The organism is Pedobacter sp. PACM 27299, assembly GCF_001412655.1.
Classification (GTDB): domain Bacteria; phylum Bacteroidota; class Bacteroidia; order Sphingobacteriales; family Sphingobacteriaceae; genus Pedobacter.
In genome coordinates, this window is record NZ_CP012996.1 from 2,727,091 (window position 1) to 2,748,371 (window position 21,281).

At 42.2% G+C, this 21,281-nt stretch carries 12 protein-coding genes; 9 read left to right on the plus strand and 3 right to left on the minus strand.

Features of this window, described 5'->3' with window-relative positions:
- Positions 1-254 precede the first annotated feature (254 nt).
- From AQ505_RS11495 to AQ505_RS11510, 4 genes are read left to right on the plus strand one after another with little or no spacing between them, the layout of a single operon-like run.
- On the plus strand, positions 255-3,407 hold the full coding sequence (locus tag AQ505_RS11495; RefSeq protein WP_231635104.1) for a SusC/RagA family TonB-linked outer membrane protein: 3,153 nt from the start codon (positions 255-257) through the stop codon (positions 3,405-3,407).
- Positions 3,408-3,436: 29 nt separating this feature from the next.
- On the plus strand, positions 3,437-4,993 hold the full coding sequence (locus AQ505_RS11500) for a RagB/SusD family nutrient uptake outer membrane protein (RefSeq protein WP_062548314.1): 1,557 nt from the start codon (positions 3,437-3,439) through the stop codon (positions 4,991-4,993).
- Between the two features lie 14 nt (positions 4,994-5,007).
- Positions 5,008-7,776 (plus strand): family 78 glycoside hydrolase catalytic domain, encoded by a 2,769-nt coding sequence (locus AQ505_RS11505; RefSeq protein ID WP_082461501.1) that lies wholly within the window; start codon positions 5,008-5,010, stop codon positions 7,774-7,776.
- Between the two features lie 32 nt (positions 7,777-7,808).
- Positions 7,809-10,115 carry a family 20 glycosylhydrolase gene (locus tag AQ505_RS11510; protein WP_062548315.1) on the plus strand — a complete coding sequence of 769 codons (2,307 nt, stop codon included), beginning with the start codon at positions 7,809-7,811 and terminating at the stop codon, positions 10,113-10,115.
- A 4-nt stretch (positions 10,116-10,119) separates the two neighbouring features.
- On the opposite strand, the gene AQ505_RS11515 is transcribed toward AQ505_RS11510, so the two are convergent.
- Positions 10,120-11,028 carry a LysR family transcriptional regulator gene (locus AQ505_RS11515; protein ID WP_062548316.1) on the minus strand — a complete coding sequence of 303 codons (909 nt, stop codon included), beginning with the start codon at positions 11,026-11,028 and terminating at the stop codon, positions 10,120-10,122.
- Between the two features lie 101 nt (positions 11,029-11,129).
- Between AQ505_RS11515 and AQ505_RS11520 the strand changes: the two genes are divergently transcribed.
- Positions 11,130-12,185: an SDR family oxidoreductase gene (locus AQ505_RS11520; RefSeq protein ID WP_062548317.1), complete on the plus strand. Its 1,056-nt coding sequence runs from the start codon at positions 11,130-11,132 to the stop codon at positions 12,183-12,185.
- 168 nt (positions 12,186-12,353) lie between these two features.
- Positions 12,354-12,698 (plus strand): DUF3892 domain-containing protein, encoded by a 345-nt coding sequence (locus AQ505_RS11525; RefSeq protein ID WP_231635078.1) that lies wholly within the window; start codon positions 12,354-12,356, stop codon positions 12,696-12,698.
- Between the two features lie 378 nt (positions 12,699-13,076).
- Here the strand turns inward: AQ505_RS11525 and AQ505_RS11530 are convergent, their stop codons facing one another.
- Together AQ505_RS11530 and AQ505_RS11535 are read right to left on the minus strand one after the other, a co-directional pair.
- Complete coding sequence (locus AQ505_RS11530) at positions 13,077-17,774, minus strand: DUF3320 domain-containing protein (RefSeq protein ID WP_062548318.1); 4,698 nt, start codon at positions 17,772-17,774, stop codon at positions 13,077-13,079.
- 164 nt (positions 17,775-17,938) lie between these two features.
- Positions 17,939-18,958: a hypothetical protein gene (locus tag AQ505_RS11535; protein WP_062548319.1), complete on the minus strand. Its 1,020-nt coding sequence runs from the start codon at positions 18,956-18,958 to the stop codon at positions 17,939-17,941.
- A 144-nt stretch (positions 18,959-19,102) separates the two neighbouring features.
- Between AQ505_RS11535 and AQ505_RS11540 the strand changes: the two genes are divergently transcribed.
- Genes AQ505_RS11540 through AQ505_RS11550 form a run of 3 tightly spaced genes read left to right on the plus strand, consistent with a single transcriptional unit; the run spans position 19,103 to position 21,271 of the window.
- Positions 19,103-19,513, plus strand: a complete 411-nt coding sequence (locus AQ505_RS11540) for a DUF6804 family protein (RefSeq protein ID WP_062548320.1) — start codon at positions 19,103-19,105, stop codon at positions 19,511-19,513.
- A 1-nt stretch (position 19,514) separates the two neighbouring features.
- On the plus strand, positions 19,515-19,922 hold the full coding sequence (locus tag AQ505_RS11545) for a hypothetical protein (protein WP_062548321.1): 408 nt from the start codon (positions 19,515-19,517) through the stop codon (positions 19,920-19,922).
- Complete coding sequence (locus AQ505_RS11550) at positions 19,922-21,271, plus strand: hypothetical protein (protein ID WP_197286361.1); 1,350 nt, start codon at positions 19,922-19,924, stop codon at positions 21,269-21,271. Before AQ505_RS11545 ends, AQ505_RS11550 begins: the two co-directional genes overlap by 1 nt.
- Positions 21,272-21,281 lie beyond the last annotated feature (10 nt).

Genomic DNA, 21,281 nt, shown 5'->3' on the forward strand with positions numbered 1-21,281 from the left:
TGTATGAATTTTTTCTCATCTTTTAAACATGGGACGGGGTACCATGTTCCATTTAAATTTCTACTGAAAATGAAATTTATTATCTTTTTTTTGATGATAAATATACTTCAGCTGCAGGCAAGTATATATGCTCAAAAGATCACACTCGACAAAAAGGACGAGTCCTTAAGTAAAATATTTAAAGAAATCCGTAGTCAGAGTAACTATGATTTCTTTATAATCAGGCGCTGATCAAAGGGGCAAAAAAAATCACCATAACTGTCAAAGAAGCCTCAATTGAGGAAGTGCTCGACAAGTGTTTTGAAGGGCAGGATCTGGTCTATAAAATAGTAGGCCAGGCCGTTACCGTGAATAAAAAAGAAGCTGGATTCTTGAAAAAACTCATCAGCAATGTTTTTACAGGAATTGAAATCACTGGTAAGGTCTCCGATTCGAAAGGGAAACCGATGCCAGGAGTGGCAGTAAAAGTTTCTGGGACCAATACAAGTACCCGTACCAATGAAAGCGGCCAGTTCAGGATCAGCTTGCCCTCAGAATCGGGAATGCTTGTATTCTCTTATATCGGTTTTGTAAACAAATCTGTTCCTGTTAATGGCAACAATACAGTCAATGTAACACTAGAAGAGGAAACCACAGCACTGACTGAAATCATTGTGGTGGGTTATGGTCAGCAGCAAAAAAGAGAACTTGTAGGTGCCGTCTCACAGTTGAATTTTCAGGAAACTAAAGATCAGCCAGTAGGTACACTCGGACAAAAACTGCAGGGTAAATTTTCTGGTGTGGAGATTGTACAATCCACTGGGCGTCCGGGACAAGGGATGTCCTTTCGCATTCGTGGTGCAGCCTCTATAAATGCAGGAAATCAACCGCTTTTTGTGGTAGACGGAGCACCAGTAACGGGTGATATTTCCAATATCAATCCAGATGAGATCGAATCTGTTAGTGTGCTGAAAGATGCGTCTTCCAGTTCATTGTATGGTGCACGTGCTGCTGGAGGGGTCATCCTGATCACCACAAAAAAAGCAAAAGCAGGAGAGAGCAAAATTGAGGTAAATGGTGTGTATGGGGTAGCCAGTGTACCGGAAAAGGGCCGTCCGCAGATGATGAACGGAACTGAGTTTGCTACTTTTATGAAAGGCTTTTTTGAAGATAAAATTAAATACGAGGGCTATACCGGTGGCATCCCTGCAGACTACCAGGATCCGACTAAATATGGAGAAGGCACAAACTGGTACAATGTATTACTTCGCAATGCGCCCACGCAAAATTATAGCATCTCGATTGCCAATGCGACCGAAAAGTCTTCTACAGCAGCGGTTTTGGGTTACTTCAACCAACAGGGGGTAGTGATCAATACAGGATATCAGCGGTTTTCGGGTAGATTGAACCACGTCACAAAGTTGGGCGACAAGGTTCGAATAGGAATTAATATCGCGCCTACACTGACGATAGATCACAATACACATGAAAGTGCAAATACTGATGGATACCGTTTAGGAATTATGGGGGCGATGCTTTCCAGTCCAATCGCTAAAGCTATAAATGATGATGGCTCTATACCTTTAACGGCTACCTCGTTTAATTTATTCAACAGCGTAAATTGGTATAGAAAATTGTCGGAATATGTTGATAATTATAAAAATACCCGCATTCTTTCCAACGCTTTTGCAGAGGTAGATCTTGTAAAGGGGCTTACCTTTAAGACTTCGGCAAATACCGATATCGGTCTCCTCAGTAATTACAAATGGGAGCCATCCACGGCTAGAGGAAATACCTACGAGCCGGGAGATGGAAGGGCTGAAGGTGCTTACAATACCAGTAATTACTACTCCTGGTTACTGGAAAACACTTTGAACTATCAGTTGAATTATCGCGAACATAGCTTTGAAATGTTGGCCGGATATTCAGCTCAGAAGTACAATGTGGAAACTGCTCAAGTGAATGGAAACACTTTTCCGGATGATAAAATACCTTATCTGAACGCCGCTATCAATAAAAACGGAACTAGCGGTGCAAGCGATTGGTCGCTGATCTCTTATATCGGTAAGTTGAATTATAGCTTCAAAAGCAGGTACTTCCTCCAAGCTACGATCAGAAGAGACGGTTCCTCCAGATTTGGTGCAGATAGTAAGTATGGATATTTTCCATCAGTAGGAGCCAGCTGGATGGTAAGTGATGAGGACTTTATGAAGTCAGTACCAGTATTGAGTTATTTCAAGCTGAGGTTGAGTTATGGTCTTGTTGGAAATAACGCATTCGGCGGTAACTATCCTTCTATTGCTGGCTTAAATGCAGGTAACGATTATAGCTATGTGTTTGGCAATAAATTGTCTCCCGGCAAAGTCATTGCAGGCCTTGGCAATACATTGCTGTCATGGGAAAAAACGAAACAGTTTGACGCAGGAGTTGATATCGGTTTTTTAAAGGATCGGATTACTTTTTCTTATGATTATTATCGTAAGCTCACTAATGGTCTATTGTACCAGGTGGACGTGCCATTGTCGTCCGGATTCAGCTCGATCAATTCCAATATTGGAGAATTTGAATTCTGGGGACATGAGTTTAGTGTGACTTCAAAAAACTTAGTAGGAGCGCTAAAATGGAATACCAACCTTAACCTCACTTTTAATAGAAATATCGTCAACAAATTAGGAACCAATGACTTACCTCTGGGGTCTTTTTCCAATCCTACAGGCGGTTTTATCACCCAAGTTGGTCAGCAAATGGGACAGTTTATCGGTTATATCTTTGATGGGGTATATATGAACCAGCAAGAGTTTAACAGTCAGCCTAAACACATTACATCAACGGTGGGCTCGGTTCGTATGAAAGACATCGGTGGACCAAATGGTGTTCCGGATGGGCTGATCGATTTTAACGATGTCACCACAATTGGCAATCCCAACCCTAAATTCATTTTTGGGATCACTAATGATTTTGCTTATAAAAACTTTGACCTGAGTATTCTTCTTGCCGGTAGTGTGGGTGGTAAAATATTGAATTACCAGCGGGAGAGTACGACTAATATCGACGCTGTATTTAATATGGACAGGGAAATGCTGAACCGCTGGCGTTCTGAAGAGAACCCTGGAAATGGCTTAGTGCCGCGTACTTTATCTGGTACCACCAACCTATATCGGATCAACAACAGTAGCTGGGTATATAATGGTTCCTACCTCACGGCAAAAAATATTGCTTTAGGTTATACTTTCAAAATCAACAACAGCAAATACATCAAGAGGCTGAGGGCATATACCAGTGTTCAGCAGGCGTTCATCATTACCGGATATCCGGGAGCAAATCCTGAAGTTAATGGCAACGGCTTAAACGGCCTTAGTCAGGGGATTGATTATGGCGCTTATCCAGTACCAAGAACCATTTCGTTTGGCCTTAATGTGGGGCTATAGTTTAGGCATCATTTAAATACAGAACAACCATGAAAAGGAAACATATATTTACAATCGGTTTATTGCTTATCGGACTGGTCTCCTGTAAGAAAGGCTTTTTAAATTTATCGCCACCGGATAGAGATTCGACCGCCAGTTTTTTCAAAACAGAGTCTGATTTTCAGCAAGCTTTAAGCGGCGCATATGATATTTTGCGCAACTCCCACGGAAACGCCAGCAGTAGCGCCTGGGATATGGGTGAAATGCGCTCGGATAACACGCATTTTGATCTTAACGAGCAAAACAGAGGCGTTGGTGCCTTGCAGCTGGAAGATGTTTCAAAATTTACTGACGATGCGGTGAATGGCAATACGCAAAGCAAATGGATTGCTAACTTCAGCGCGATTTCAAAAGTAAATTCCATCATAGACCGCTTACCTGCAGCTAATTTTGAGAATAACCTTAAAACGCCGATCCTGGCAGAGGCTAAATTTCTAAGAGCCTTATGGTACCTGGACCTCGTTCAATATTATGGTGGCGTACCTTTGCAGTTACATGAGGTGACCAAGGAAAGTGAAGCGTCATTGCCAAGATCTTCTGTAGAAAGTATATATGCACAGATCGAAGCCGATGCAGTAGAGGCCGCAGAAACTTTATCACCTGTAAGTGGTTTTCCGCAATCTGGCAGGGCAACTGCAGGAGCTGCAAAAACGCTTTTAGCCCATGCTTACCTCGTACAGAAAAAGTATGCGCAGGCAGAAAAGCAACTGAAAGAGGTGACACAAATGGGCTATGGTTTAAACATGCCGTATGCCACTGCATTTTCACCAGCCAACAAGAACAGTAAGGAATCTATATTCGAAATACAATACCTGAGCACAGTGGGATTGGGTCAGGAAAGCAGGTTCATTTACAACTGGCTGCCAGTAGCTGCTGGGGTAAACGTTATGACTGGATCTCTTCCGAACAGTCCGAATTCAAACGGGGGGTATAATGTGCCTTCCATCAACTTAATCCATGCTTATGAAAGTAATGATCAGCGTTTAGATGCTTCGATCGCGATTGTGGAAGGCGTACTTTCTGGCAATACTTTTACCGCTGAAAGTGTAAAAAGCATTGTGGGGTATACCTTGCCTCCTGGGAAAACGGGCAGAAGAGTGATTAAAAAGTTTCTTCACCCGCATGCCGTTACGGGAAATACGGATGAAAATTTTCCGGTTTATCGTTATTCGGATGTTTTGCTGATGCTGGCAGAGGCCTTAAATGAACAGAATAAATCCGGTGAAGCTTTGCCTTTTCTAAACCAGGTGCGCAATAGAGCAGGGCTTTTGGATGCCACCTCAACAGATCAAACGACATTAAGGACCGTTATTGCTCATGAGCGCCGTATTGAATTCGCTTTCGAAAATAAAAGATGGCTAGATTTGGTCAGGACAAACCAGGCAGTTCCGGTAATGAATGCTTATGGGGTGGAATTGAAAATATTACTACCAAACACGAACCCGAATGCTTTTAATGTGACACCAAACCGGTTAATATTCCCAATTCCAAGAATTGAAATGGAACGGAATGTGGCACTTAGCGGAAATCAAAACCCCGGCTATTAATTTTACTTTAGATCATGATACTGAATTTACAAAGAATTTCCATTTGGCTTGCGATGCTGTTGCCGTTTTATGTGGGCGCACAAAGCAGTGTTCGCATCGACCGTATGCGCTGTGAGTACCTGCTGAACCCAGAAGGGATAGATGAACGTTTGCCCAGGTTGAGCTGGGTATTACAAGCGAACGACCCGAAAGCTTTTGGGCAGCGGCAAAGGGCTTATCGGATTATGGTGGCCGAATCAGAAAAAGCCTTGACTGATGGTATTGCAGCAGCATGGGATTCGGGTTGGATCAATTCCGACCAAACCAACCAAATCCAATACCGCGGCAAGGCATTGGAATCTGACAGAACCTATTTTTGGAAAGTCTGTGTGAAGGATGAAAACCAGAAAATATCGGCATGGAGTAAAGTGGCGCATTGGAGCACAGGCTTGTTTAACCGACAGGATTGGACGGCAAAGTGGATTGGTACCGGAGATTTAAAGGATCAGAAAAATCAGGATGCTAAAAACTTGCCGGATCCCTGGTTCCGCAAAACATTTGACCTCAAAAAGAAGCCTGTAAGGGCTATGATATTTGTCGCCTCTGTGGGTTACCATAACTTATATGTAAATGGTGAAAAGGTAGGAAATGGTGTTTTGGCACCTTCAGTAAGTGATCACTCAAAACGGGCCAGGTATGTTGCCTATGACATCAGTGCGCAGCTAAAATCGGGAAGTAATACTGTAGCACTGTGGCTAGGCACATCCTGGTCTTTATTCTCCTCGTATAGGACCAGCGATAAGCCTTTGGCCCCAATCGTTATTGCCCAGGCTGATATTTATGATTCGAATCAGCCTGGAGCCATGCCTTACCTGCGCATCCAGACTGATAAAAGCTGGAAAACCGCCCCAAGTCCCAACTCTCTGATTGGAAGATGGGAAACCGGCCAGATGGGTGGCGAACTGTGGGAAGCCGATAAAGAAAATAAAAAATGGAATTTGTCTGAGTATGAGGTAAGTGACTGGAAACAGGCGCTGGAATATCAGCCAAGACTCATGCTGACCGCTCAAATGGTAGAACCTAATCGCCTGGCCAGACACCTCAAACCTGTGTCTATTGAAACACGTGCTGATGGCGTCTACCGGGTGGATATGGGAATGAACTTTGCCGGCTGGACAAAAATTAAACTAAGTGGTGAACCCGGACAGCGGATCGATATGCTGTTCTCTGAGCGGGAGGGTCAGGATATGACCTTCAACATCCGCAACGCCTGTATATTGGGAAAGGATGGTAAGGGGACGTTTGAAAACCGTTTCAACTACAGTTCCGGACGTTGGATTACCATAAAAGGTCTAAAGGAAAAACCAAAGCTTAGTGATATTGAAGGATGGGTAGTGACCACAGCGTATGAATCGGCCGCTACCTTTTCCAGTTCCGATTCTTTACAAAATTGGATATATGAGAAAACACGCTGGAATTTTGAGAACCTATCTTTAGGGGGCTATGTGGTAGACTGCCCACAAAGAGAACGGTTAGGATATGGTGGGGATGCCCATGCGACTTCCGAAACAGGAATGTTTAATTATCAACTGGGTGCATTTTATACCAGCTGGATGGAAGATTGGAGGGATGTACAGGGCACAAAGTCTATGGACGAATTGAACTATGGCGGTCATGCAGATGAGGGTATATTGCCGCACACTGCTCCAACCTATCAGGGAGGTGGTGGCCCAGCTTGGGGTGGTATAGTAGTGGTATTGCCTTGGTTAATGTATCAGCAGGAGGGAGATGAGCGGGTACTGGAGAAAAACTTTAACCTCATTAAGAAATGGTTGGCCTTCCTGGATAGTCATACCAAAGACAACCTGATGCAACGTTTCGGTGGCCCTTGGGATTTTCTCGGCGACTGGCTGTGGCCCAATGCAACTGCGGAAGGAATGAACAATGATAAGCCGGAGAACATTTGCTTTAACAATGCCTACAGAGTTTACAACCTGCGTACTGCAGCCAAAATTGCCAGGGTCTTAAAGCATGAGGAGGACGCCAAGCAATGGGAAAATCAGGCTGATGCCGCTGCGAAAGCAATTCAGGCGAAATATTTTAACCCCTCAGATGAGAGTTATGCCGATGGATCAATGGGAAACCTGGCCGTAGCTTTGCTGGCGGAAATTCCACCGCCGCCGCTCCGTGAAGCAGTTATGAAACGCCTGGAGAAAGAGATTTTGGTAAATAGAAAGGGCCATATTCATGCTGGAATTACCGGAGGGGCCTTACTCTTTAAACTGTTAAGGAATGAAGGACGGGATGATTTAATTTATTCCATGACCTCTCAAACCAGTTACCCGGGATGGGGCTATATGAAGGCTAATGGGGCAACTTCCCTCTGGGAAATGTGGGAGAAGGATTTAGCCGGACACTCCATGTTACACAGCTCATTTCTTTACCCTGGTGCCTGGTACATCAATGGAATGTCGGGAATCAGGAAAGAAACAGAAAGTAAAGGGTTTAAAGAATTTGTGGTTCGTCCGCCGTTATTGAAGGCCGCGCAGTTGACCTGGTCAAAAGCAGGTTATGAATCTAATGTGGGAACGATTAAGACGGAATGGAGGCGGGAAAAAGGACAACTGTTTTTAAAGGTTGTTGTTCCTCCCAATAGCAGCGCAACGATTTATTTCCCCGCTGAAGATGCTTCAAAAATCAAGTGTTCTTCCTCATGGGCTAAGGCTGTGGGAACCAAAAATGGATACTCGTTATTTAAAGTCCCAGCAGGAGCCTACACTTTTTCAGGTAAGGAGAGCATCTAAGCCTTATATTTTACATCAAATCAATTTCAACTATGTTCAAACAAAGAACTATTTTCTTTCTGAGTGTTATAGCGATAGGTGCTATGACTTTAGGAAATATAAATGCACAAGAAAAACGTAACCGGTATCCGGTAATTCCATATCCTTCCATTCTGGAACCTGCAAAAGGGAGCTTCATCATTAACAGAAAGACCGCAGTGCTAGCACCGGAGCTGATGTTTAAAAATGAGCAGCGGTTTTTGCGGGAGATGCTTGCTGGCTATTTAGGTGGAGATTTACCCGCTAAAAAGAAGGGTAATGTGATCGTTATGAGGTTTGACTCCGGAATAAAAGCAGCAGAGGGCTATCGGCTGATGGTCAATCCAGAACAGATAACGCTACGGGCCAGGACACCTGCAGGAATGTTTTATGCAGTGGAAACCTTGAGGCAGCTACTGCCTGTGGATGTGGAGAAGGGAAAGGGGAATTCGTTAACCATTTCATCGGTGAAAATTGCAGATCAGCCGAAATTTCCTTGGAGGGGAATGATGCTGGATGTGTCCAGACATTTCTTCTCCATCCAATATCTGAAGAAGTATGTGGATATGATGGCGCTTTATAAGATGAACAAGCTCCACCTTCATTTAACAGACGACCAGGGCTGGAGAATAGAAATCAAAAAATACCCTAAACTCACTTTGGAAGGTGCCTGGAGGGAATTTAACAATCAGGATACTGCTTGTATGAAGGTTGAAAAAGAAACGGGCAATACTGATTTCAGAATGGATAAACAGCATTTGGTAAATCAGAATGGAAAGCTGAAGTATGGTGGGTTTTATACGCAGGAGCAAATGGCTTCATTTATTCAATATGCGCAAAGCCGGCATGTAGAGGTGATTCCGGAAATTGATATGCCCGGGCACATGATGGCTGCGGTAAAGGCTTATAGCTATTTAACCTGCGACAGCACGGTGGGCAGTGGACCTGGTTTCACAAACCCTATTTGCCCTTGTAATCCTCAGGTGCTTCAGTTTGCGAAAGATATTTATTCAGAGATTGCCGATTTATTTCCTTCTAAATATTTACATATTGGAGGGGATGAAGTAGAAAAAAGTAATTGGCTGAAATCACCTGTTTGTCAGGATTTTATGCGCGAAATGGGTTTTACTCATGTCAATCAGATCCAAAGTTATTTTACTGCTCAGATGAAAACTTTTTTCAAATCGAAGGGGAAAACATTAGTGGGTTGGGATGAGATCAGTGAGGCTGGCATTGATTCTGCAGCTGTTGTCATGTTCTGGAGGTCATGGGCTGGAGCTATCCCAATGCATGCCTCAAAGAATAAAAACAAGCTGATTATGTCGCCAAGCGGCCCACTTTATTTTGATGCGACGCCAGATATTAATACGCTGGCGGACGTTTATAATTACGATCCATTAGATGAAAAATACAGGCTGTCGGACACAGAAAAGGAAAATATTATGGGTGTTCAGGGTAACTTGTGGACTGAAATGATTCCAACAGAAGAACGCGCAGATTATATGATTATGCCCCGGATGACTGCCCTTGCTGAAGTCGGCTGGACCTATCGTCCCTTATATACATCTTATAGGAAAAGATTAGAAAGTCATTATCCTCGTCTGGATGATTTGAATATAAATTACAGGATGCCTGATATCATTGATGTGGCCGAAAATAACGTTTTTGTAGGAGAGAAGTTGTTCTTTAAAGCAGCACCTTTGAAATACTATACCATTCGTTATGCTACGGATGGCAGTTTACCTCATGCCAGTTCAAAAGCACTGGATAAACCGCTTTCTGTTAAACAGAATTTAACCTTAAAAATGGCTTTGTTTACGCCGTCAGGTAGGCGGGGAGATGTGAGCACGCTGCATTTTGTAGGTCAGCAATATAGAAAACAGGAACCGCTTAGCAATCTGCCTGAGGGACTTGATGCTGCACTTTATAAAGGCAGTTTTTCGGCGACTACCAAGATAAAACCTACAGCGGATAGTACTTTTAAGGTGCTAAAAGTTGAAGTGCCTGCGAGTGTAAAATACAATGAATTCGGACTTAGATTTAAAGGATATATTGAGGTGCCTGAAACCGGGATTTATTCATTTTATTTAAATTGTGATGATGGTGGGGTGCTTTATATCGGAGATCAACTCTTAATTGATAATGATGGTTTACATCCTGCCAAAGAGAAAGGCGGACAAATTGCGCTGGAAAAAGGGATGCATGCTTTTAAGCTTAATTATATTGATGGTGGGGGCGGAAACCGGCTGGATTTGAAATATAGCATCGGAAATGAGGAGCCGAAAATTGTTCCAGCCTCTTGGTTTAGAAGTAAAGAATAAAGTTTTAAAAATGGGGAGATCGAATGGTTTGAGTAAGCCGTTTGATCTCTTCTACTTTTTCAATGGAGACCCTGCTTTTGTCATAGGCGAGATAAAGGGTGTTAGCCGTGTCACCTGTTCCATTCCAGATTACAGTTATACTTCCTTGATCAACAAATTCTTGTGCAAGGTAATCCGATACGATGCTTATTCCGCTGCCATTTGCGATAGATTTAATGATGACGTTCAGGTTTGGGATGATGTATTTTGGGGAGATGATCGGTCGTTTGCTGAAATTTTTCAACCAGAACCTACGGATAAAGGCAAGGTCATTGCTGTAGGCGTACCATTCCTGATTAATAAGCCATTTCTCAACAGCATTCAAGTCTTGGTTTTCCAGGTGTTGGTTAAAATCACTTAGATCAATATTCTTATTCCCAATGATGACGAAGTTTTCTGTCAGAATGGGCTCGTATACGATATTTCTGCTGTCGATGGTTTTCTGACTGGCGATTACAAGATCTAGTTTTCCTTCGTCTAACTGTTGCATCAGGTCTTTCGCTACACCAAAAGAAACGTTGAGTGGAGAGGAGATTTTTTCTAATTGAGGGCTGATCTTAGAGAAAAATAATTCCAATGGACTTCCTAGCCTGATCACAGGACGATGACGGAGCGCGGTTCTTTTGAAAGTAGTTTCTACCGAGGCCAGACTTTCAACTGAGCCTACGACCTGAGTATATAGCTTTTTGCCTAACTCCGTCGGAACCATTTTCCTGGGCATCCGGTCAAATAATTTCCCACCAACATATTGCTCCAAAGAAGCAAGGTGTACACTCGCATTAGGCTGCGATATACTGAGTTCCTGTGCAGCTTTGGTGAGGTTGCCCCGCTGGTAGATCGCAATGAAAGTCCGGTACCATTCGAAATTTATCATGTTACAAAGCTATTAAAATATGAATAGATAGTGATAGATATGAGTATTGTTATAATACATTCATTATCTCGAATTTTGCATCAGATTAAAAAAAGAAAACGATGAAAACAAATACAGCACTGGTTATTGGAGCAAATGGCATTGTAGGCAGACACCTCACCGAATACCTCAACAGTTCCGGAAAATGGAATGTTTTAGCTTCAGCAAGGTCTAAATTAAACTATGAAACCACAGCGGATTTTATTGCACTAGATTTGGAGGATAAAGAAAGTTTAGCTGGTGCAGCGGATCAATTGAAGGCCGTAACTCATATCTTCTTTAATGCTTATACCGAAAGGAAGACACCCTATGAACAATCGGAAGCAAATTTGAATATTTTATCAAACCTCGTTCCGCTATTGGAAGAAAATGCTCCAGGTCTTCAGCGTATATTATTCATTCAAGGAGGTAAAGCCTATGGTGCTCATCTGGGAATTTATAAAACACCCGCTTATGAAACAGACCTGAGGAGCATTACGCCGAATTTCTATTATGATCAGGAAGACTACCTAAGAAAGCAATCCGCAGGAAAGAATTGGTCCTGGACAGCAATACGCCCGGATATTGTTATTGGATTTACAGTGGGCACGCCGATGAACCTTGCCAATCTTATCGCCGCCTATGCAATATTGTGTAAAGAGGAGGGAATCCCTATGCGTTTTCCTGGTTCCCCTAAGGCGTATGAGGTATTGGTTAATGTTACCGGAACTGAAGTCCTTTCCAAGTCGCTGGAATGGGCAGCACTGGAAGAAAAAGCAGCCAATGAGATTTTTAATGTGACGAATGGTGATGTTTTTCGATGGTCGCAGGTATGGCCAAAGATTGGGGATTTCTTTGGAGTTGAAGTGGCAGAACCACAGACATTTTCACTTCAGGAATATATGCCGGGAAAAAGAAATCTATGGGCAGAAATTACCAGGAAATATAATCTTCAAAGTCATGACCTTGACACACTAGTTCAATGGGGTTTTGGAGATTTTGTGTTTAATGTGGAAGTTGATGCTTTTCTTGATGTCAATAAGGCGAGAAGGTTTGGATTTAATGAGATGAATGGGGACAGTGTTAAGGTGTTTTTAGATGCTTTTAAGGAATTAAAAGATAAAAAGGTTATTTGTTAAGGGTGGGGCTGGATAGCTTTTAGGGAAGATGAAGATTCTTTCATAAAGATTTTTTAGATATCAATTTTGATCACAATTGAGTTATTATGGGAACCCGTAAGGTGGGGGCTACTGATATCATTAGCTTGCATGACGGCAAATATTAAAGGACAAAAATATTGCTGATGCATGTCATGTAATTATAGAAGAGTCCGTGGATTCGTACAGAGCGAAGAAAAACAACATTTTCAAATGTCAGAAAGAAAACAAATATCCTGCATTAACAAGAATGATCGTAGTAGTGCCTACGAGAGAATTGCATCTGTAGGAGGAACGCACAATGGACTAAGATGGAAGCTAAGTCTCAGCACAGCAATCTTAGCCATCGAAAACAAGACCAGCTCGTTCTACACAAGCGTTGGCGGACATGTCAGGAATGTGATTGTTTCAACTAGAAACGGTGTGAAATACCTGAAAACCGAGGCCGATCATGATACACCTGATAATCTATTGAGTTTACCTGAATGCCCTTAGTTATATCGCCCAGTTTTACTGGGCGATTCTTTTTAATATACTTGCTTTTATTTATGCCATGCAGATAGATGATTTTGAATTGTCTGGCAAAATTCGGCTCCTAATTGAGCCCTTAATACATCGTCTTTATTTCCGACCTGTCCGCTGGAACGCCTATTTCAACAGTAAGAGTTACAATCCCTTTGGTCGCGATTTCTGCATATGCGCAATTGGGTGAGTAGGATTAATTTTCCAAATGACACACCTAATCGCTCAATTTATATGAGAATTGGTGCAAGTTTTGGTGCCACCGTAAAAGCAAAAAGCCTTGCAATCTATTGATTTGCAAGGTTTTAATTCTGCTCTGGTGAATTTCTTTTGGTACGGATTTCCTGGCATCTATTGAGATTTCAAATAATCCCCATCCCTGATCACAACCCCTCTTGTAACACTCATTTCAATTGCTATCCCTAAATCCCTGCGCACATCTTCAGTAACCCTGTTCACACCAAACAATTTGGCAATCAATGGAACAGCCGTTTCTGGCTGAATAGCAATAGATGATTCTACAACACTCTTTACCGCCAGATCAAGTTCTTCAGGGGGGATCAAACTTATCCTGCGCGATCCTGCAGTTAAACTGCTGCGGTCACGAATCGTAGGAGCATTCATCTCCGGGTGCCAAAGGAAATCTCCCCGTCGGGAAATAATCTTGGAGCTCACTGTAAAATCTGTTGCTGCATTCAGTGTATAACGGATCCGGGACCCAATTTTAGACGCGCCAGAAGCATCAGCAATACGCCTGGCGACCTCTTCGAAATGTACAGGTCCTTCAACCTCAACCACCTGCTTAATCCATTCTGCCAGTTTCCCAAACGGAACTAGATGAAGTTCCTGAGCTGGAAGACCAGCAGGGAGAACTGCTTGCATATATTTCTCAACAGCTACTATAATCTCTTCTTTTTCCTCGCGATGTAATGCATTCTTTTCCTTTGCCATAGCTTCCTCTGATAATGCAGCCATTTCCTGTTGAAGATCATCATCTGCCTGATCCTGAACCAAAGCATGAGCTTTTGCACTTTCAATTGCCGCAACCAGTCGCTGCAATTCTCTTTCAGGATTTCTGTACCACTCTACACTCCAAACCTTAAAGATATCCCAACCGATATTCTCCAGTACCTGTCCGCGCAGCCTGTCGCGGTCTCTGGCGGATTTCGCAGTGCTGTACGAATTTCCGTCACATTCTATTCCCAGCAGATAACGCCCTGGATTTTCCGGATCTACGATTGCAAGGTCAATATAAAAGCCTTCGGAGCCTACTTTTTTACGAACGATATATCCTGATGAAGTGAGCTGTGCTGCCAGCATATCTTCAAACGGCCGCTTATCAGGAACCGGAAGATCCTGTTCCGATTCAAAAGTACCGTGTTGGGCAAAGTAGAGGAAGTTCTTCAGCGCCCGGATTCCAAACTTAGTGGTTGCTGTTGGATTAATATCCTCCGATGTAATGTTTGTAAACACTTCACAGCGATATTTAGCCCGGGTGATCAGTACATTTAACCTGCGTTCGCCGCCATCATTATTCAGCGGACCAAAGCTCATCGGTACCTTTCCATCTTCTGTTCTGCCATATCCGATACTGATAAAAATCACGTCCCTCTCATCGCCCTGCACGTTCTCCAGGTTCTTTACAAAGAAAGGTTCATGGGCATGGCTCCTGAAAAACACTTCAGATTCAGGGTTCTGTCTGCGTTTGATCTCGATGGCATTCTGGATGGCCTGCATCTGTGCGGTACTGAACGCCACCACACCAAGACTCTGCCGAGGGTTCTTTATGGCATGGTCAAACACTGCCTTTGCAACCTCTTCGGCTTCGATTGGGTTGGTACGTGTCTTGCCTCTATCGTAAACCGCATTCTGCAGATGATGGAATGCCAAACCCATCCTGTACTTAGAACCAGGACTGGGGAATATGACCAGTTTATTCTCGTAAAACTCCCTGTTCGAAAGGCTGATCAATGACTCGTGCCTGCTGCGGTAGTGCCAGCGAAGCATCCTCTGAGGTGCTCCCTGACCATCACACATACCCAGAATACTCTGTATGTCGGCCGTTACGTTTTCTTCATCTTCGGTTTCAGCATTCATCTTGTCGAAGAAACTTGTAGGGGGTAACTGCTTCGAGTCTCCAACTACGACCAGTTGTTTGCCTCGTAGTATTGCTCCTAAAGCTTCTACCGGTCTTACTTGACTTGCCTCGTCAAAGATGACCAGATCAAAATCAATGCTTTCTGGAGACAGGAAGTTTGCTATAGACATGGGGCTCATCATCAACACCGGCTTAATGGTCTGGATCGCGATTCCTGCCTGTTCCATCAGCTTACGGATGGGAATGTGGCGCGCCCGTTTATTGAATTCGCTGCGTAAAATATTCCACTGGCCGCCACCTTCCAGTTTGGGTACTGATTCATAATGTTTCAATGCAACCTTTGCCCGGTTATATTGAAGGTTCAGGAGATCCAGTTGGATAAATTTATTGATGATTTCTTCATGGGTTGTTCTTTCGAACCCACGCAGGGGAGGTCTGTCTGTCATTGCCTTTGTGACCAGATACTCATACCAGGTCTTTTGCATAGAGATCTTCAGATACTGAGATGCGCCTTCCCAAGTCAGGGATGAGTCAATTAGAAATTCAAATCCTTCCTTTCTTGCCTGTTCAGTCAGGTTATTCCATTGTATAGCATGCTGGATCTCATTCAGTCGTGTACCCCATTCCTGGAATCTCGTGATCTGATCTTCAAATGTTAAACCAGCAAGATTATTCTTCGCAACTGCGGATATATTCGTAAACCCGAGTTTCTGCTGGACTTCTGCAATGCTTTTCTGGCTGTCATCAGCTGCTTCTTGAAGACGCTGGAGGTAATCTTTCACCATTGCCGGATTTTCATGGCGCGCTAAAAAATCCAGTATTTGCACCGGGTATTTACCAGTACTGATATCCTGATGTAAACCTGAAAGGAATGCCAATACATTTTCCAGAACAGTCCAGTTTGTTTTCAGTAGCCTCCATCTGTTTCCAAAAAGAGGCGTAGTGAGATGAGCGTTTTCATCTAGGCTATTGCTTAAGCGCTTGGCCAGTAAGATGTCATCCGTATACCTGATTTTTGCATCCAGCGATTCAGGCAAGGGGATCCTGGAGAATGAAGCCAACTGCTTCACACTTCTTTTGTAATCTCCCAGTAGAAACTTATACCATTTCTGGCCATGTTCAATTAGATTCTGGCGTATTTCCAGCACATTCTGGTCCCATGCTTCCGGATGCAATATGTTTTCATATCTGGTACGAAGATCCGAGAGCTCCCTGCCGGTTTCAAGTAGTTCTTTGATGTCTTCATGGTTGAGAACCCAGGCCTGATCGTTAACCATGATGTCATTCAAGACTGGTGCCACAGATAGAAAATCAAGAAGGCTGATAAAAGAGGTAAGCTCCTGCAAGGAGACTGGCGCTGTAGTTCCGGTAAAAGACGCGGCAGCAGTACTCAGCTGTTGCGTGTGTTTGGTAGTAGCCAGTGCCTTATCTATAATACCTTTAGTGACATCTGTTTCATGTGGGAGAAATAAGGTGAGTACAGTACCGTGGAAGAGAAGCTGAGCAGGGATACCGATGTCTTTTAACCTCGTCTCAATCAAATCGGCCAGGGCAGAAGCACGCCTCGTGGTATCTGCATCCCATGATTCAATTCTATGAATAGGGATTGAAGGAAGCTTAAGGTCTTTGTATTCCCCATTAATTTCCATCAGGAAACCAATTACCTTTTGTGCCGATAAGCCACTTTGCTCGATGGCCCTGTTTACGGAATTGCAGTATCCATTCAGCTGGCCTTTGTAAGCATCAAGCAGTGCAATTTCTTCCTGCAGATGCGTTACGGTTGGTTTTCCAAGATCTAAAACCCTTTTTAGTTCCTCATGGAGATCTCTCTTGTTAGCTTTATGGCTATGAAGTTCCAGACAAGCCTCGCCAAGATTAATTGAATCCAGACGTCTTTTTACTACGTCAAGTGCCGCCATCTTTTCAGCTACAAATAAAACTTTCTTACCGTGGCCTATAGCATTAGCGATGATATTAGTGATAGTTTGTGATTTACCTGTGCCCGGAGGCCCCTGGATAACCATGTTTCGTCCTTCATGTACAGCCAGCATGGCCAGTACCTGCGAACTATCCGCATCAACTACCGTAAATAATTCGTGTGCTTTTGTTTCTTTATCTAAATTATGTTCTTCTGTTGCGGTCGGCTGAGGATCGGTGAAGCCACCGTCAAACAACGATGATAGAATAGGATGTTCATAAGGTTTTGCATTAACGGGCCATTTGGCAGAATCCAGGTCATGGTAGATCATGAACTTGCCAAAGGAGAAAAAACCAAGCTCTATCGCATCCCGATCTACTTTCCAGCCTTTCTGATGTACTAATCTTTCTTCAATACTGTTAAAATAGCTTTCGATATTAAAATCGTCCGGCTCCGGAAGATCAGGGATGGTAGTATTGAAATCTGCCATCATCTTTGCCTGAAGGGAAAGGTTAGCACCGATATCTCCTCCGTTGAAACGTAACCTAAAACGTTCGCTTGCACTAGATCTCTCCAACGAAACCGGGATGAGTACCAGTGGCGCAGTACGCGGCTCTTCGGTTTCCACGTTGTCATACCAATTGAGCATCCCAAGGGAAAGATAAAGGATGTTTACACCCTGTTCTTCTATGCTTGTTTTAGCAAAATAGTAGGTATTGAGGATCTTTGTTTGCAGCTTTTGTTCATTTTCATTGGTCTGCAGTCGCGTGTCATTGTATGCATCTTTCAATTCTTCGGCACTGAGCTCAGGAAGATCAAATACTTCTGTATCATCATCTTTTCCAGGCCTTCCCAGAAAAGTCATTGCCTTGTTTTGCTTTACGAGGATATTATAAATCGAGGTTGACTGTTCCTGAACGATGTGAAGGCCCCTCGCCTTTGGTGTCCTGTAGTTCAAAAGGGGATTTCGCATGCCGAGATCAAGCAGTTCTTTCCTCGACGCTTCTAATTTTGGTAAAATGTTTTCCTGCATAAAGACTGGTCTTCTAAGAATCTTAGGTTAAGGCAAATGTGTTGTAGATGTAAATGGTAGGTATATTCTCAAAGCTAATGAATGAAGTGCAATTAACAAAAGATCACTTTCTTTATGCCTATAATTTAGTTATAATGCTATAATTGTATATCAATTTTACCTACTTACGGTGACAATGAGCTGCTAACATTTATCTGGTCCTTATTCAGCTTTTTTGGGTTGGATGAGGTCTTGAATCTGAATTGGTGTTTGCGCAGGACATTTTCTAACACAACATAAACAATCATAATCACTAGAATTAAAACTATAAAACAAATCATACTTTCGAGTAAGAATCTATATTGATTGACATAATGGCTCAACATATAAATTGTCAGTGGTTTTAATTTTTTTTGTGGATCTAAAGGATATCGTCCACTGTCAGTGAAGAATTCAGGTTTGCCATCTCTCTTAACATACCAAACTTTTCCTAAATCATTTTTTGTTAAAAGATCTGGCCACCTCACCTTTTTCAAATTATGCAGTGTCTGCATATTCAGTGGGAGGGTAGGTTTACTGATAGCATATTTATCGCATTCAATTGGCACATAGTAGTTGCCATTCCAATACATACATTTTTCATTAAGTGCCGGCTGGTTGATTCTCCCGGGGATTCCAAGCCCCCAAAACAAACAAAGACTGATACAGCATACCAATACAATGATTCCTACAGACATATACATAGGCGAGAACCTTTTGCTAGAAGAATCTTCATTATCCCCTGTTTCACCATTCCCATGACCTCCATCATTCTCTCCTTTTCGTTCAACTTCCGGGCGAGTACCCTTAGCCAAATATTCCAGTTTCCATTCGGAATAAGCAGTGAATCCTAATAACCAGGCGAGCGCGTGGACAGGCTCATCATATTGTAATTTACTTCCTTTAGTTAGAAAAGTAATTAATGGCCTTAGTTTGTCTAATTCTACTCTAGCAATACTATCAAGCGGGTCTTCATATTTACGCTCAGGATCAAAAAATCTATTAATTATTTCAGTATCTGATCTTTCGTTTTTTACCCTATAAAGTCGTAAGAATTCTTGTTTAAGCTTCGTTCTATTCGGATTCTCCAACTCTGAAGACAACCTATTTGAATTTTTCTCTTCATTATAAAATTGCAACAGAGCTATTTTATATTCATCAATCATTGTCAACATTATTTTCATAAAAATAGGCTGAACATTACATTTTATCTTACGGTTTCCCGTAAATTATAGCTGTCGTGGGTGTGTACTTTTGATCTGTCTTAGGATCAATATGGCCTAGGGAATATTAATTTACCTCACCGATTTATGTTAAAGGGATTATCACCTCAAGCTTTAAAGTGGATATTTATATTTGTCGCCGTTTGGTGCTTTGTTGCGGTGCTGCCATTATCAATTGGTTACTATACATTCCTACGTATTATTGTCACTATAGGAAGTGTATTGGCTATTGCGATGATATATCAACAGAAAAATAAGCTTCACACATACATATTAGTCATCATTACCATCTTTTTTAATCCTTTAATACCTATCTATCTTCAAAAAAAGGCTATTTGGATTCCCTTTGATATTCTTACTGGCTTCGCATTTCTATATCTGGCGTTTTTACAGAAATCTACAAAACCAAGAGAGCAATCCGAATCTGGGAGATATAGCGGAGCTACTGCTAAAGCGCGCGTGCGCGACGTAATAATTACAAATAAAGACATCAATTGATATGCAGAACGCAGAAATACCAGAAAAACTAAAGGCGCATTTTCTTAGATTATACCAGATGGCAATCTGTGATGAGGATTTTAGCGCGATCGAATTGAAAATGCTCTATAGTTTTGCAGAAGATAGGGGAATAACGGCCAAGAATCTTGATGAAATACTTCTTCGACCTATCAACTCTAAAAACCATTTTCCCGAATCGATTGAGGAAAAAATTGAGTACCTGTACGATTTGTCATTGATGATTTGGGCTGACGGTGTAGTGGATGAGAATGAACGGGCTGCACTTGAAAAATATATTAAGATGTTTGGCTTTTTGGAGGAAAACATTCCACAGATAGCTGATTTTTTTTTGGCAGCCACCAAAAGTGGTAAGACCAAAGAAAGCATTATACAAGAATTCAAAAACTGATGGAAATGACTGGACATATTAAAAATCTCTTGCGACTTAAAAACAGTGCAGATATGGTGGCTTTAGAAACTAAGCTAATGGATGATGATTCGATGGCTTTAACTACTACCGAGCTAGAAGAGACGAGAAAACGCACTTACCACGAAATTGGTTACCGTGATGGCAACAGGAATAGCGGCAGTCCGCAAGCGCTTTCTATCTCATTAAAGGCTATTTATGCTAAATTTCAAAACGAAGAAAAAGAGCTTGTAGGTAAGCAGGTAAAAATCAAGGAACCCTACATGAATGAGCAGCGCAATAAGGAAACGGAAGTAAAAGCATTATTAGTCACGAAAGAAAATAAGGAAGAGCAAATCGTCAGAATCGATGAACAGATCCGTGCAGTGAAAGACGTCATCGAAAAACTGAAGTTTGAAATTAACGACCTGCCAAGAGATCCAAAAAAATACCATATTGATGCAATCAGAGGTGCATCAAGCAAGTTCTGGATTGGTTTGATAATTCTGTTTTTTATTAGCCTGTATCTATTCACTTTTTATATTTCTACTTCCTACTCTGCATTTTTCAAAACCTTCGATCCGGATAGTAACATTTTGATGAATGTCCTTGATCCCAAAGCATTCGAAGTAGCCTGGCGTAATGGGCCTTTAGAGGGGGGCTTTGTGACACTTATCCCTTTTGTTTTTATAGGCTTAGGATATCTTATCCATATGTTCGGTGAGGTGAAGAACTTCATGAGCTATGTAAAAATGGCCCTTCTACTACTTATTACTTTTGCATTTGATGCGATACTGGCATACCAAATTGAAGACAAGATATATGATCTGAGTAAGACAATGGATTCTCCACCATTTGATCTGTCAATCGCATTTACCAGAATTCAGTTTTGGGGAATCATATTTGCCGGATTTGTAGTGTATATCATCTGGGGCCTGGTGTTTGATTTCATCATGAAGGAGCATAAGGAAAGAGATAAAATTAAGCATGAACAGGATCTTAGAAATAAGAACATAAAGATTCATCAGGAAAGGATCACCGAACTTGAAAAAAACAAAGAAGTAGCAATTGGTGAACTGAATTTTATCAAAGAGAGCATTGCTAAGGTGCTCGGTAGGATAGCCGAACTCCAGCGTATTATTGATGCAGTGATCATTCCTACTAAAGAATATGTACTATATGCTTCAGAATACATGCAAGGATGGATCACGTTTATCAATGAAAAATTGTTTATTTCCAGAACCGAGACTGAAAATCTTGTGGGTAATTGTATTGACTCATACAATACGCATTGCGAAAGTGTGGGGGCTAGAGAAGACTCTCAAAATGCAATTTATATATCTGCACTCTAAACCCGATTAC

Bases quoted from the DNA above. Each gene is read 5' to 3' on its own strand.
- AQ505_RS11515 (WP_062548316.1), bottom strand. From the start codon at position 11,028: ATGATAAATTTCGAATGGTACCGGACTTTCATTGCGATCTACCAGCGG.
- AQ505_RS11535 (WP_062548319.1), bottom strand. From the start codon at position 18,958: ATGATTGATGAATATAAAATAGCTCTGTTGCAATTTTATAATGAAGAG.
- AQ505_RS11510 (WP_062548315.1), top strand. From the start codon at position 7,809: ATGTTCAAACAAAGAACTATTTTCTTTCTGAGTGTTATAGCGATAGGT.
- AQ505_RS11505 (WP_082461501.1), top strand. From the start codon at position 5,008: ATGATACTGAATTTACAAAGAATTTCCATTTGGCTTGCGATGCTGTTG.
- AQ505_RS11550 (WP_197286361.1), top strand. From the start codon at position 19,922: ATGGAAATGACTGGACATATTAAAAATCTCTTGCGACTTAAAAACAGT.
- AQ505_RS11525 (WP_231635078.1), top strand. From the start codon at position 12,354: ATGTCATGTAATTATAGAAGAGTCCGTGGATTCGTACAGAGCGAAGAA.
- AQ505_RS11545 (WP_062548321.1), top strand. From the start codon at position 19,515: ATGCAGAACGCAGAAATACCAGAAAAACTAAAGGCGCATTTTCTTAGA.
- AQ505_RS11530 (WP_062548318.1), bottom strand. From the start codon at position 17,774: ATGCAGGAAAACATTTTACCAAAATTAGAAGCGTCGAGGAAAGAACTG.
- AQ505_RS11540 (WP_062548320.1), top strand. From the start codon at position 19,103: ATGTTAAAGGGATTATCACCTCAAGCTTTAAAGTGGATATTTATATTT.
- AQ505_RS11520 (WP_062548317.1), top strand. From the start codon at position 11,130: ATGAAAACAAATACAGCACTGGTTATTGGAGCAAATGGCATTGTAGGC.
- AQ505_RS11500 (WP_062548314.1), top strand. From the start codon at position 3,437: ATGAAAAGGAAACATATATTTACAATCGGTTTATTGCTTATCGGACTG.